Origin of the sequence: Brevundimonas sp. (assembly GCF_965278935.1) — a bacterium.
Lineage (GTDB): Bacteria > Pseudomonadota > Alphaproteobacteria > Caulobacterales > Caulobacteraceae > Brevundimonas.
Map to the genome: position 1 here is coordinate 2010845 of NZ_OZ257124.1, position 12271 is coordinate 2023115.

17 protein-coding genes are annotated in these 12271 nt (G+C 67.2%); 1 reads left to right on the forward strand and 16 read right to left on the reverse strand.

Going from position 1 to position 12271, the window contains the following annotated elements; translation table 11 throughout:
• Positions 1-3: 3 nt before the first annotated feature.
• The 13 genes from nusB to ACQY68_RS10075 form a co-directional block, all read right to left on the reverse strand.
• Positions 4-534: a transcription antitermination factor NusB gene (gene nusB / locus ACQY68_RS10015; protein WP_428149236.1), complete on the reverse strand. Its 531-nt coding sequence runs from the start codon at positions 532-534 to the stop codon at positions 4-6.
• A complete protein-coding gene (gene ribH, locus ACQY68_RS10020; RefSeq protein WP_428152638.1) occupies positions 531-992 on the reverse strand; it encodes a 6,7-dimethyl-8-ribityllumazine synthase in 462 nt (153 codons plus the stop codon). Before ribH ends, nusB begins: the two co-directional genes overlap by 4 nt.
• Entirely contained in the window at positions 989-2134 is a 1146-nt protein-coding gene (gene ribB, locus ACQY68_RS10025; protein WP_428149237.1) for a 3,4-dihydroxy-2-butanone-4-phosphate synthase, read from the reverse strand. The genes ribH and ribB overlap by 4 nt, the downstream gene beginning before the upstream one ends.
• Positions 2134-2724, reverse strand: coding sequence for a riboflavin synthase (locus ACQY68_RS10030; RefSeq protein WP_428149238.1), 591 nt, complete (start codon positions 2722-2724; stop codon positions 2134-2136). Before ACQY68_RS10030 ends, ribB begins: the two co-directional genes overlap by 1 nt.
• 2 nt (positions 2725-2726) lie before the next feature.
• A complete protein-coding gene (locus ACQY68_RS10035) occupies positions 2727-3359 on the reverse strand; it encodes a RibD family protein (protein ID WP_428149239.1) in 633 nt (210 codons plus the stop codon).
• Positions 3359-3835, reverse strand: a complete 477-nt coding sequence (gene nrdR, locus ACQY68_RS10040; RefSeq protein WP_428149240.1) for a transcriptional regulator NrdR — start codon at positions 3833-3835, stop codon at positions 3359-3361. Before nrdR ends, ACQY68_RS10035 begins: the two co-directional genes overlap by 1 nt.
• A 9-nt stretch (positions 3836-3844) precedes the next feature.
• Positions 3845-5116, reverse strand: coding sequence for a serine hydroxymethyltransferase (gene glyA, locus ACQY68_RS10045; protein ID WP_428152640.1), 1272 nt, complete (start codon positions 5114-5116; stop codon positions 3845-3847).
• A gap of 88 nt (positions 5117-5204) precedes the next feature.
• Positions 5205-5384: a DUF6898 family protein gene (locus tag ACQY68_RS10050; RefSeq protein WP_428149242.1), complete on the reverse strand. Its 180-nt coding sequence runs from the start codon at positions 5382-5384 to the stop codon at positions 5205-5207.
• Positions 5381-5737 (reverse strand): hypothetical protein, encoded by a 357-nt coding sequence (locus ACQY68_RS10055; RefSeq protein ID WP_428149244.1) that lies wholly within the window; start codon positions 5735-5737, stop codon positions 5381-5383. Before ACQY68_RS10055 ends, ACQY68_RS10050 begins: the two co-directional genes overlap by 4 nt.
• 41 nt (positions 5738-5778) lie before the next feature.
• Positions 5779-7005: a 5-aminolevulinate synthase gene (gene hemA, locus ACQY68_RS10060; RefSeq protein WP_428149246.1), complete on the reverse strand. Its 1227-nt coding sequence runs from the start codon at positions 7003-7005 to the stop codon at positions 5779-5781.
• A 400-nt stretch (positions 7006-7405) separates the two neighbouring features.
• On the reverse strand, positions 7406-8317 hold the full coding sequence (gene mmsB / locus ACQY68_RS10065) for a 3-hydroxyisobutyrate dehydrogenase (RefSeq protein WP_428149248.1): 912 nt from the start codon (positions 8315-8317) through the stop codon (positions 7406-7408).
• 30 nt (positions 8318-8347) lie between these two features.
• Positions 8348-8626: a hypothetical protein gene (locus ACQY68_RS10070; protein ID WP_428149250.1), complete on the reverse strand. Its 279-nt coding sequence runs from the start codon at positions 8624-8626 to the stop codon at positions 8348-8350.
• A gap of 28 nt (positions 8627-8654) precedes the next feature.
• Positions 8655-9407, reverse strand: a complete 753-nt coding sequence (locus tag ACQY68_RS10075; RefSeq protein WP_428149251.1) for a class I SAM-dependent methyltransferase — start codon at positions 9405-9407, stop codon at positions 8655-8657.
• Between the two features lie 128 nt (positions 9408-9535).
• Here ACQY68_RS10075 and ACQY68_RS10080 point away from each other — a divergent pair, with 128 nt between their 5' ends.
• Positions 9536-9844: an EthD family reductase gene (locus ACQY68_RS10080; protein ID WP_428149253.1), complete on the forward strand. Its 309-nt coding sequence runs from the start codon at positions 9536-9538 to the stop codon at positions 9842-9844.
• Here the strand turns inward: ACQY68_RS10080 and ACQY68_RS10085 are convergent.
• The 3 genes from ACQY68_RS10085 to ACQY68_RS10095 all read right to left on the reverse strand — a co-directional run bounded on the left by ACQY68_RS10085 (position 9841) and on the right by ACQY68_RS10095 (position 12271).
• A complete protein-coding gene (locus ACQY68_RS10085; RefSeq protein WP_428149254.1) occupies positions 9841-10617 on the reverse strand; it encodes a class I SAM-dependent methyltransferase in 777 nt (258 codons plus the stop codon). The genes ACQY68_RS10080 and ACQY68_RS10085 overlap by 4 nt on opposite strands.
• 63 nt (positions 10618-10680) lie before the next feature.
• A complete protein-coding gene (locus ACQY68_RS10090; RefSeq protein WP_428149255.1) occupies positions 10681-11739 on the reverse strand; it encodes an enoyl-CoA hydratase/isomerase family protein in 1059 nt (352 codons plus the stop codon).
• The gene (locus ACQY68_RS10095) at positions 11732-12271 is read right to left on the reverse strand and encodes a hypothetical protein (RefSeq protein ID WP_428149256.1); all 540 of its coding nucleotides are present in this window, start codon (positions 12269-12271) and stop codon (positions 11732-11734) included. Before ACQY68_RS10095 ends, ACQY68_RS10090 begins: the two co-directional genes overlap by 8 nt.

Here is a 12271-nt window from a genome sequence, read left to right on the forward strand (position 1 = left end):
GCCTTACGCCTTCGGGCGCACGTCGCGGGCCACGCCGTCCAGAGCGGCGTTGACGAACTTGGCTTCCGCCTCGTCGAAGAAGGCCTTCGCCAGCTCGACGTATTCGTCGATGACGATCTCTTTAGGCACATCGGTCTTGTGCATCAGCTCCCAGGCGCCGCAACGCAGCAGGGCCCGCAAGGTCGCGTCCAGACGCTCCATCCGCCAGTTGGACGCCAGACGGGCCTTCACGGCCGTGTCGATGTCCTTCTGGTCGTTGATCACGCCGCGCACCACGTCGGCGAAATAGGCCTCATCGGCCTCGGCCAGAGGCTCGCCCTCGATGTCGCTGTCGAAGCGGTGGTTCGAGAACTCGGTGATGACGGTCTCGACGCCCTCCCCGGCCAGCTCCATCTGATACAGGGCCTGGACGGCGGCCAGACGCGCCACGGTGCGCGCGCGGCGCTGGCGGCTGGTCAGCTGCGGTTCGGCCTGGGCGCGTTCGTTCTCGGCCAGCTGGGCGAGGACGGCCTGGATGGAGTTGGGTTCGGTCATTCCCCGAGCCCTACGCGCAGTCGCTTCTTCAGCGCAATGAGGTCCATGCAGGCGCGCGCCGCGCCGCCGCCCTTGTCGCCCTCGGACAGACGCGCCCGGGCCCAGGCCTGGTCCTCGTCCTCGACGGTCAGGATGCCGTTGCCGATGATCGCGCCACGCGTGCCCAGGGCCATGATCCCGGCCGCCGACTGATCCGAAACGATCTCGAAGTGATAGGTCTCGCCCCGGATCACACAGCCCAGCGCGACATAGCCGTCATAGCGCGGCGCGGTCGGGAACTTCCCGGCCTCCTCGGCCAGGGCGATGGTCGGCGGGATCTCGAGCGCGCCGGGAACGGTCACGACGTCGAACTGGGCGCCCTGCGAACGCAGTGCATCCTTCGCGCCTTCCAGAAGCGCGTCGGCCAGTTCGTCATAGAAGCGGGCCTCGACGATGAGGACGCGGGGGGGATCGCTCAGGATTGGTCTTCTCCGTCCATGTCGCGCCAGCCGACGATGCGCAGGCCGTAGCCCTCGATGGCGGCGGGTTCGGGGCGCGTGGAGCTCATGACGATCATGTCCCTGACCCCCAGATCCAGCAGGATCTGCGCGCCCACGCCGTAGTTTCTGAGGCTGCGGTCGACCGCAGCCGGCTTGTCGACGCCCGCCAGCCGCTCGGCCAGCCCCTGCAGTGTCGGGTCGCGCAGGAAGACGACGACGCCCGGCCCGTCATGGGCGGTGATCGTCTTCAGCGCGTCGGGAATATAGCTCTGGCGATCCTCGACATGGCCCAGCAGGTCGGCGGCGAAGTCCACCTGGTGCATCCGCACCAACGTCGGTTTGCCCGGCTCGATCCGGCCGTGGACGAGAGCGACGTGCTCCTGACCCTCGATCGTATTCCGATACAGCATGAGACGGAACGGTCCGCCGTGAACGCTCTCGAACGGCTGATCCATGATCCGCTCGACGAACCGCTCGGTCCGGCGGCGATAGGCGATCAGATCGGCGATGGTGCCGATCTTCAACCCGTGCAACTGGGCGAAGGCGATCAGATCCGGCAGGCGCGCCATCTCGCCGTCGTCCTTGATGATCTCACAGATCACGCCCGACGGGTTGAGGCCCGCCATGCGGCTGATGTCGACGGCCGCTTCCGTATGGCCGGCGCGGACCAGAACGCCGCCGTCGCGCGCGACCAGCGGGAAGATGTGACCGGGCGAAACCAGGTCGTCCATCCCCCGGGACGGATCGGTCGCCACCTGAATCGTGCGCGCGCGGTCGGCGGCCGAGATGCCGGTCGTCACGCCCTCTTTGGCCTCGATCGAAACGGTGAAGGCCGTCTTCATGCTCTCGCGGTTGTCGGCGGCCATCGGCGGCAGACGCAGCTGCGAGGCGCGGTCGGCGGTCAGGGCCAGACAGACCAGTCCCCGCGCCTGACGGATCATGAAGTTGATCTGGTCCGGCGTCGCGAACTGGGCCGGAATAATGATGTCGCCCTCGTTCTCACGGTCTTCAGCGTCGACGAGGATGTAGGGACGGCCGTTGCGGGCGTCCTCCAGGATATCCTCGATCGGGCTGATCGGACTGTCGAACATGTCGTGGGCCACGGCGATTGTGTTGGTCATCACGCCGTCTCCTGCCACCGCGCGAGGTATCGCGCCAGCATGTCGATCTCCAGATTGACCGCGCTCCCGACCTTCAGGGCGCCCAGCGTCGTCGCTTCCCACGTGTGCGGAATGATGTTCAGGCCGAAGCGGCGGCCCTCGACCGCGTTCACCGTCAGAGACACGCCGTCCACGGTGATCGAGCCCTTGGTTGCGATGAACCGGTGCAGAGGCTCCGGCGCCTCGATGACGATCCGGTGCGATCCGCCCTCCGGCGTGATCTCCACGACGGTGCCCAGACCATCGACATGGCCCGAAACGATATGGCCGCCCAGCTCGTCGCCGACTTTCGTCGCGCGCTCCAGATTGACCGGCGTGCCGGCGGCCCAGCCGCCCAGCGTCGTCTTGTCCAGCGTCTCGCCCGAAACCTCGACGGCGAACCAGCCATCGGCTTTCTCGACCACGGTCAGGCAGACGCCCGAGTGGCTGATCGAGGCCCCCAGGTCGATGCCCGAAACGTCCCAGGCCGTCTCGACCTCATAGCGACGATCACGCGCCGTCTGGGCGACCGAGCGCACCCGGCCGATGTCATTGATGATGCCTGTGAACACACTTAAGCTCTCTCGTAACGTTCCCACAGGTCGTCACCCATGGGCTCCGCCGCAAGGCGCCGGTACTTCGGAGCGTGCGCGAGACGCGCCAGCGCCAGCGCCGCCACCCCCGGCCGACCGTCTCCGCCGAGCAGGATGGGCGCCCGGAACCACTCGATCGCGTCCACGACGCCCGCTGTCACGAAACAGGCCGCGACGCGCCCGCCGCCCTCGATCATCAGGGATTTCACGCCACGCGTGGACAGGGTGTCCAGCACCGCATCGACCGTCGGACGTCCCTGGGCGTCGCCCTTGACCTTCAGGACTTCCGCTTCGCCGACCGCGATGGGCTCCCGCGTCGTCAGGATCAGCGTCCCGGCCTTGGCCAGCCGGGCGAAAGACGGCGTCCGCAACCGCGAGTCCAGCACGACCCGCAGAGGATCGGCGCCCGTCTCTCCGTCCGGCAGTCGCACCGTCAGGCGCGGATCGTCGGCCAGAACCGTCTCCACGCCCACCAGCACGGCGTCGTGCAGGGCCCGCAGCCGATGGCCCTGCTCGCGCGCCTGCGGCCCCGTGATCCACTGGCTTTCGCCCGTCGACGTGCCGATCCGCCCGTCCAGCGACGTGGCGACCTTCCAGGTGATGCGCGGTCTCATCAGCGCCCCGACGATCCCTGATCGTCGTCCAGACCCTCGTCCCCGAGGAAGCGGGCGAAGTCCCCGGTCGCCCGGAAGTCCTTGTAGACCGAGGCGTAGCGGACATAGGCGACCTCATCGACGCCCTTCAGCCCCTTCATGATGAAGTCGCCGACGACGCTGGACGGGATCTCGGTCTCGCCCAGGCTCTCGAGCTGACGCACGATCCGCGACACAAGTTGTTCGATCTGCTCGGGCTGGATCGGACGTTTGCGCAGCGCGATGGCCAGCGACCGTTCCAGCTTGTCGCGGTCGAAGGGAGTCCGCCGCCCGTTCCGCTTCAGGATCACCAGTTCGCGCAACTGCACCCGTTCGAAGGTCGTGAAGCGCCCGTTGCAGTTGGGACAGGACCGGCGACGACGGATGGCCGCGCCGTCGTCCGACGGGCGGCTGTCCTTCACCTGACTGTCCGCGTTGCCGCAGAAGGGGCACTTCATCTCAGGCTCTTATCCGTAGATCGGGAAGCGGGCGGTCAGGGTGCGAACCTGTCCGGCGACGTCGGCGACCACGGCCGGATCGGCCTCGTCCCCGCCGTTCATCGAGGAGACGACGTCGGCGATCCAGTGACCGATCTGCTTGAACTCTTCCTCGCGGAAGCCGCGCGTCGTGCCGGCCGGCGTCCCCAGACGAACGCCCGAGGTTACGGTGAACGGCGCGGTGTCGAACGGCACGCCGTTCTTGTTGCAGGTCATCAGGGCGTGTTCGAGCTGAGCCTCCGTCGCCTTGCCGGTCACGCCCTTGGGCCGCAGATCGACGAGCATCAGGTGGCTGTCGGTGCCCCCCGATACGATCGCCAGACCGCGCTCGACCAGAACGCCTGCGAGCGCCTGGGCGTTGGCCACGACCTGTTTCGCATAGAGTTTGAACTCGGGCTTCAGCGCCTCGCCGAAGGCCACGGCCTTGGCGGCGATGACATGCTCCAGCGGCCCGCCCTGCAGCCCAGGGAACACCGCCGAGTTGATCTTCTTGCCCAGCTCGACGTCGTTGGACAGGATCATGCCGCCACGCGGTCCGCGCAGGGTCTTGTGCGTCGTCGTCGTCACCACGTGGGCGTGCGGCACCGGGTTCGGATAGGCGCCGCCAGCCACCAGACCCGCATAGTGGGCCATGTCGACGAACAGATAGGCGCCCACGCTGTCGGCGATCTCGCGGAAGCGGGCGAAGTCGATGTGGCGGCTATAGGCCGAGGCGCCGGCCACGATCAGCTTGGGCTTTTCCTTCTGCGCCATCTCGGCGACGTGGTCGTAGTCGATCAGGTGATCGTCTTCGCGGACCTTGTAGGTCACCGGCCGGAACCACTTGCCCGACTGGTTGGCCGGCGACCCGTGCGTCAGATGTCCGCCCGCCGCCAGATCCATGCCCAGGAAGGTGTCGCCGGGCTGCAGCAGGGCGAAGAAGACCGCCTGGTTCGCCTGGGCGCCCGAGTGCGGCTGGACGTTGGCGAAGGCCGCGCCGAACAACTCTTTCGCCCGCTCGCGCGCCAGATTCTCGGTGATGTCGACGTACTCGCAGCCGCCGTAATAGCGACGTCCGGGATAGCCCTCGGCGTATTTATTGGTCAGGACCGTGCCCTGCGCGTCCAACACCGCCTGGGAGACGATGTTCTCGGAGGCGATCAGCTCGATCTGCTCCTGCTGGCGGTGCAGCTCCCCGGTGACGCCGGCGAAGACCTCCGGATCGGCCTCGGCCAGACCCTTGGAGAAATAGGCGTCGTGGATGAAGGGAGCGGTCACGGGCAGGGTCCGGGCTGACGAAACGGGAGGCCGCCTGTCTAGTCCCCGCGTCCGTTCACCACAACATCTTGTGTCAGGACGCGTCGAGAAGCCGCTTGAGCTTGGCTATGGCCAGACGTTCGACGGCCTTGGGCTCGTGCGCGGGACCGACGGCCGTCGCCTCGCGGCCGGTCGCCACATGGACCGCGGTGACCTTCAGATAAGTCCCGTTGCGGATCGCCTCGACGATGACCTCGCCCAACCCGTCGGTCAAAGCCGCTTCAGGCCCTGGAGCATCTCGACGGTATCAAGTTCACCGTCCCAGAAACCGATCAGAACAGCCTCGTTGAGCCCGATCCATTGCTGGACCTGTTTCAGGCTCACCGCATCAAGGTTACCCTCGATCAGGGCGGGCGTCGGGCGAATGCCGACGACGGCCATGTCCTCGATGTCGATCTTGTCGCCAGGCGTCCGGCTCACCTTCACCCGGGCGTCGTGTCGAGCGTGCCCCTTGTGGCTGACCCAGACCGTCATCGGCAGACCAGTGTGCTTGGGGCGCAGGTTCGACATGAGAAAGAAGTCTTCCTCCTCGACCGGCGTTTCCGGGATCGGCTGATGGACGTTCATGGCGTCAGCATACCGCGAATCCGCGGTAGCCGGAAATCGGCTTACGCCGCGACCGGCATCCGGGCGATGTGGCAGTGGGTCCACAGCTTGTCCATCGCCGTCACCAGCGCATCCATCATGCCGTCGTCATGGTTCGGCGAGGGCGTGAAGCGCAGACGCTCCGTCCCCTTGGGCACGGTCGGATAGTTGATCGGCTGAACATAGACGCCGAAGTCTTCCAGCAGCATGTCCGAGATCATCTTGGCGTGGACCGGATCGCCGACGAACACCGGGACGATGTGGCTTTCGCTCGGCATCACCGGGATCCCGGCGGCGGCGAAGCGGTCTTTCAGGGTCTGGGCGCGCTCCTGATGGGCGTCGCGCAGTTCCGGGTGCGTCTTCAGATGTCGCACCGAGGCCAGGGCGCCGGCCGTCAATGAAGGCGGCAGCGACGTCGTGAAGATGAAGCCCGAAGCCCACGACCGGACCGCGTCCACGATCACCGCGTCGGCGGCGATGTATCCGCCCATGACGCCGATGGCCTTGCCGAGGGTGCATTCGACGATGTCGATACCGTCCAGAACGCCGTCCCGTTCGGCCACGCCCGCGCCGGTCGCGCCATAGAGGCCCACGGCGTGGACCTCGTCGAGATAGGTCATAGCGTTGTATTTCTTCGCCAGCGCGATCGTGCCGGCCAGGTCGGCGATGTCGCCGTCCATCGAATAGACGCTCTCGAACGCGATCAGCTTGGGCGCATCGGCCGGCGCGGCGGCGAGCAGTTCCTCGAGGTGGTTCAGGTCGTTGTGCAGGAAGACGTGGCGCTCGCAGCCACCGTTCCGGATGCCCGCGATCATCGAGGCGTGGTTCAGGCTGTCCGAGAAGATGATCAGCCCGGGCAGGATGCGCTGCAGTGTCGTCAGCGTCGCCTCGTTGGCCACATAACCCGAGGTGAACAGAAGTGCGGCTTCCTTCTGGTGCCAGGACGCCAGTTCGGCCTCCAGATCCACGGCCGACCGGGTGGTGCCGGAGATGTTGCGTGTGCCGCCGGCGCCGGCGCCCACGGCGTCCAGCTCGGCCTGCATGGCGTCGAGGACGACCGGATGCTGCCCCATGCCGAGGTAGTCGTTGGAACACCAGATGACGACGTCCTGCTCGGACCCGTCCTCACGGCGACGCACGGCTTTCGGGAACTGACCGCGCACGCGCTTCAGGTCGGCGAAGACGCGGTAGCGCCCCTCGCCCTTCACCTGGTCGACGGCGGACTGGAATGCGGCAGTGTAGTCGAACAAGCGAAGCGCTCTTTCGGGGCTCCGGCCGGGCCGGAAAAGATGGCGGCGTAATGCGCCGATTGGCCCCCGCTGTCCACGCACAGGCAAGGACAAAACGCCGCAAACCCTTAATTGATAACGGTTCTCAACAGCGCTCAGCTGTCCCGACTGTAGCGAACAATTGCCCAACCAAACTGCCGAGCCGCCGCCGCAGCTTCACGAAGGACATCTTTGCCTGTCGCCAGCTTGTCTTCGCTGAGCGTGCCAGACCTGATGACTTCCACGTCCGCCCACCCTTCACTGCGGAGAGCTGTCTCGGCGGTGGATTCTGCTGAAGTTCGGTCAGCGTCTTCTACGAAGACGTTGAAGTTCCGGCCTCCGCCCTCAGCTTTGAGTTGGACGATCCACAAAAGTTTCAAGGCTAGGCCTTCGGCAACTCGTCCAGCTTGCCGCGCAGCATCTGCAGGATGCCAGAGAAGTCCCGGCCGCCGTATCCCAGGCCGTCGAACAGCTGGAACAGAGCCTCCGCCTGCGCGCCCAACGGCGTCGAGGCGCCCGACTTCGCCGCCGCGTCCTGCGCCAGCTTCAGGTCCTTCAGCATCATCGCCGTGGCGAAGCCGCCGTCATAGTTGCGGTTGGACGGCGCGGTCGGCACCGGCCCAGGCCACGGATAGTAGGTCGTGGTCGACCAGCTCTGGCCCGACGACTTGGCGACGATGTCGAACATCTTGACCGGGTCCAGACCCAGCTTCTCGGCCAGGGCGATCGCCTCGCACGTGCCCAGCATGGTGATGCCCAGGATCATGTTGTTGCAGATCTTGGCCGCCTGCCCGGCTCCGTGGTCGCCGGCGCGGAACGTCGCCCGGCTCATCGGCTCCAGCGCCGCCTCGATGCGGGCGAATTCCGCCTCGTCGCAGCCGACCATGAAGGCCAGGGTCCCGGCGTCCGCCGCCATCGTCCCACCCGACACCGGCGCGTCGGCGAAGGCGTAGCCCGCCTCCTTCGCCAGACCCGCCACCTTCCGCGCCGTGTCCACGTCGATCGTCGAGCAATCCAGCAGCAGGGCCGAGGACGGCGCCACGCCGATGATCTGCTCGGAATAGACCTTCAGCACATGCGGTCCGGCGGGCAGCATGGTGATGACGACATCGGCGTCGCGCACCGCGTCCGCGACCGAGCTCTTGGCGATGCAGCCCACGCCCTCGGCCCGTTCCAGCGCCGCCGCCGACAGGTCGAAGGCCGCCACCGCATGACCGGCCTTGGCCTGGTTCGCGGCCATACCCCCGCCCATGTTTCCCAGGCCGATAAAGGCGATCTTGGTGGCGGCAGTCATGTCAGTCTCTCCGAGGATTTTCCGAGACCGTTAGCCCTTCCGTCCTCGCCTCGCCAGCAGATCGACGACAAGCCACAACGCCAGCGACGGGGTGTAGATCGAAAGCGCCCGCAGCCACGCCGGACCACTATCGTCGGCGAACCCGAACGCGCCGAGCACGACGGCGGCCAGCCAGGCAATGCCGTAGGCGGTGACCACACGCCTCGTGTCCGCCTTCACGACCCTGCCGACCAGCCATAGCCAGAGACGGCTCCAGAGATAGGTGAAGATCACCGCGCCGACGATGACACCGATCCAGTAGGCGCTCATTGCGATCCCTCAGCTTCGCGGCGGACCGTCAGGCGGGTTTGCGGAAGCGCAGCATGAACTGGCTGGTGTGCCCCCGGATCGAAGGGTCGAAGACGTTGGCCGTCATCGGGTCCTCGGGGTTCACAAGGATGTCGCTCTCTGCGTCCAGCACGAAGCCCGCCGCCTCGACCTCGCGCTTCACGTCGGCGATGTCGATCCGGTGCAGGGTGTGGGCGACGCCGATGCCCGCGCCCGCCGCCGCCGCGTGGTCCACGATGACATAGAGACCGCCCGGCTTCAGCGCCGCGAACACCGCCGCATTGACCTTGGACGCCGTGTCCGCCGGGAAGGGTTGCAGGTGCAGGTCGTGATAGTTCTGGGCCGTGAAGATCAGGTCCATCCCGGCCGGGAACTCCGGCGCCCCGATCGGCGAGCGGATGGCCGAGACGTTGTCCATCGCGTCCGCCGCCGTGATCGATTCGCCATAGCTGGCCTGGAAGGCGATGAACTCCGCCGGTTGCCAGGCGATGACCTGGCCCCCGTCGCCGACGGCGCTGGCGAAGACGCGGGTGAAGTAGCCGCCGCCGATGATCATGTCGCCGATCGTCTCGCCCGGCTCGACCTCGGCGAAGGCCAGGGTTTCGGCGGTCTTGCGCGCGGCATCGCGGGCCGTGTCGGCCTCGGGACGATCGGAATCCGCCAGCACGGCGACGTAGTCTCCGGCGTCCTGCGGCGCGGGTGCGAAGCCTCCGGCGGCGATCAGCACGGCGGCCGAAATGGCCAGGATCAGCGAACGACGCATGGTTCTCTCCCTTGGCGCTCTCACGGCGCGCTCCGGCTTGTATCGCGTCCGGCGAACGGCGTCAGCGGAAGGCGGCTTCCTGTCTGCGAATTCATGATACCGCTGGGCATGAACGCAAGGAGACGCCCGTGGCCCAGCTCGTCGTGACCTATGGAAAGCCCGCCGACCCCGCGGCCTTCGACGCCCACTATCGCGACGTCCACATCCCGCTCGCCAAGGCGATCCCGGGTCTGCGACGCTACGAGGTCAGCGACGGCCCGGTCATGACGCCGGAGGGTCCCTCCGACGCCCATATGATCGCCATCCTGTATTTCGACAGCCTCGCCAACATCGCCGCCGCCTTCGCCAGTCCGCAGGGTCAGGCGGCCGCGGCCGACGTCGCCGGCTTCGCCACGGGCGGCGCTTCGATGCAGATGTTCGAGACGCGCGAGGTCTAGCCCGGCTTGCGGAACCGGTAGACGAACTGGTCGGTGCGGCCCTTGATGGCTTCGTCGAAGACCGACAGGCTGTGGTCGTCCTCGGGGTTACGCACCGCACTGGTCTCGCCGTCGAAGACGAAGCCCGCCGCCTCGACCTGCGCTCGCAGCGCAGAGGCCTCGATCCTGTGCAGGGTGCCGACGACCGAGGTTCCCGCCCCCGCCGCCGCCTGGTGGTCCAGGATGACATAGAGGCCGCCCGGCTTCAGGGCGCGGAACACCGCCCGGTTCATCGCCGCCACGTCCACGTTGAAGCGGTCGATGACGAAGTCATGGTATTCCTGGCCCATGAAGACCACGTCCAGCGGCTCGGGGAAGCTGAACTCCTCAAGCGCGCCGGTGATGCGCGTCACGTTCGGATAGTCGGTCGCCAGGGTGTCGCCGAACGCATTCTCGCGCGCCGCCGTCTGGTTCGGCACATAGGCGTAGACCCGGCCCTCCGGCCCCACGGCGCGGGCGAACAGACGGCTGAAATAGCCCTCCTCCGGACGGACATCCGCGATCCGTTCGCCGCCCTGGATGCCGATAAAGGCCAGCATCTCGGCCGGCTTCCGCAGCGGATCGCGCGCCACCTCGCCGGCCGGCCGCAGCGGATCGGCGATGGCCAGGGCGTAGTCGTTGAGGACCGCCGAAGGGCGCTCGGCGGGATCGGCCGGCGTCTCCCCCGACATCATCGGCGCGCACGCCCCCAAGGTGACGGCGGCGACGGCGATCAGCAGCGACGATTTCAGCATGGGAGGATCCTCGAACAGCGGTTCTGCGCACATACGCGCGAGAGCTTCACAGGATGCAAGCGCTCAGGTCAGCGGCGTCCATTCCTCATCGGCGGGCAGAGGCGCGAACAGGGCGTCTAGGTCGGCGTCGGTCACGCCCTCCAGCGTCGCGGGCGACCACTTGGGCGTATTGTCCTTGTCGACGATCACGGCCCGGACCCCCTCCTGGAAGTCGTGCGACCGCACCACCCGCCCGCCCAGCCGGTATTCCATCGCCATGACCTCGGCGAAGGTCTTCATCGCCCGACCGACCCGCAGCTGTCGCAGCGTGACCTTCAGCGACTGTGGCGACTTGGTCTTCAGGATCGCCAGCTGCGCCAGCGCCCAGTCCGACCCGTCGGCCTCCAGCGCCGCGAAGATGTCCTCGACCGTGTCGAAGGCGAACAGCCGGTCGATGGCCTCGCGATACGGCGCGAGCGAGGCCGGCCCCGGATCGGACGCATGGCGCGTCACGGCTCCCGGTGCGTCCGCCAGCAGATCAGCCTTCACAGCCTCGACCCCGGCCGTCTCGACGAAATGCGTATGGATCCCCAGGGCCACCGTATCCGCAGCCTTCAGCCGCGCCCCCGTCAGGGCCAGCCAGGTCCCCGCCTCGCCCGGCAGCCTTGGCAGGAACCAGCCGCCACCCACGTCAGGGAACAGGCCGATCCCCGTCTCCGGCATGGCATAGGTCGTCCTTTCGGTCGCGATGCGGACCCCGGCCGGCTCCGAAATCCCGACCCCGCCGCCCATGACGATCCCGTCCACGATCGCCCTGATCGGCTTGGGATATTCGACCATCAGGTGGTTCAGCCGGTACTCGGTCAGGAAGAAGGCCTTCGCCTCGACCGCATCCGTCGCCCCGCTCTCGGCGATCATGCGGATGTCGCCCCCGGCGCAGAATCCACGCTCCCCCGCATGATCGATCAGCACCGAGATCACGGCCGGATCGTCCCGCCACGCCAGCAGCGCCGCCGTCATCGCCTCGCACATGCCGAGGTTCAGCGCATGCAGCGCCTTCGGCCGGTTCAGGGTGATGCGGCCGACCGAACCCTCGATCCCGGTAATGACTTCCGCTTCGCTCACGCTGTCTCCATCAAACATTGGCGCCGCCCTCATCGCCGATGTCTCCGAGCGAAAATCCCCGCTCAAGTCGCGCCAGATCAATCACCGCCTCGATCTGCTTCGCGCGCCAGTAGTTGGCGAAATAGACCAGGAGCCACAGCGTCAGCAGGATGACGAAGACCCCGAACATCAAGGCCTGACCGGCGACCACGGTCTTGATGACTTCAGGCACGCCTTCCAGCCCGGCCAGGAAGACGCCGACCGGCACGGTGACATACATCAGCACCGCCAGCCGCCACATCGCCTCGCCACGCCTCGCATTGATCCCCGCAAGACCGGCAAGCCGCTCCATCTCGCGCGGCGGCACATCGCTCATTCGCGTGATCGCGCCCTCCGCCATCGGCGTGGCTCGAAGCGTGGACGCCATGTCCGCGCCATAGATGCCCCAGCCCGTCTTCGACCGCATCAGCGACCAGGCCATCCGACGCAGGCCGAATTCGGCGACCACGTCACGCCACAGGGCCCACAGCGCATCCGGCGCAGCGGTCGCCTCCTTCTTGATCCTGGCCAT

Excerpts from the sequence above, each read along its gene's own strand:
- ACQY68_RS10075 (WP_428149251.1), bottom strand. The coding sequence starts at position 9,407 with ATGCGTCGTTCGCTGATCCTGGCCATTTCGGCCGCCGTGCTGATCGCC.
- ACQY68_RS10095 (WP_428149256.1), bottom strand. The coding sequence starts at position 12,271 with ATGGCCAGGATCAAGAAGGAGGCGACCGCTGCGCCGGATGCGCTGTGG.
- ACQY68_RS10035 (WP_428149239.1), bottom strand. The coding sequence starts at position 3,359 with ATGAGACCGCGCATCACCTGGAAGGTCGCCACGTCGCTGGACGGGCGG.
- ACQY68_RS10070 (WP_428149250.1), bottom strand. The coding sequence starts at position 8,626 with ATGAGCGCCTACTGGATCGGTGTCATCGTCGGCGCGGTGATCTTCACC.
- ACQY68_RS10055 (WP_428149244.1), bottom strand. The coding sequence starts at position 5,737 with ATGAACGTCCATCAGCCGATCCCGGAAACGCCGGTCGAGGAGGAAGAC.
- nusB (WP_428149236.1), bottom strand. The coding sequence starts at position 534 with ATGACCGAACCCAACTCCATCCAGGCCGTCCTCGCCCAGCTGGCCGAG.
- ribB (WP_428149237.1), bottom strand. The coding sequence starts at position 2,134 with ATGACCAACACAATCGCCGTGGCCCACGACATGTTCGACAGTCCGATC.
- ACQY68_RS10085 (WP_428149254.1), bottom strand. The coding sequence starts at position 10,617 with ATGCTGAAATCGTCGCTGCTGATCGCCGTCGCCGCCGTCACCTTGGGG.
- mmsB (WP_428149248.1), bottom strand. The coding sequence starts at position 8,317 with ATGACTGCCGCCACCAAGATCGCCTTTATCGGCCTGGGAAACATGGGC.
- ACQY68_RS10090 (WP_428149255.1), bottom strand. The coding sequence starts at position 11,739 with ATGTTTGATGGAGACAGCGTGAGCGAAGCGGAAGTCATTACCGGGATC.
- nrdR (WP_428149240.1), bottom strand. The coding sequence starts at position 3,835 with ATGAAGTGCCCCTTCTGCGGCAACGCGGACAGTCAGGTGAAGGACAGC.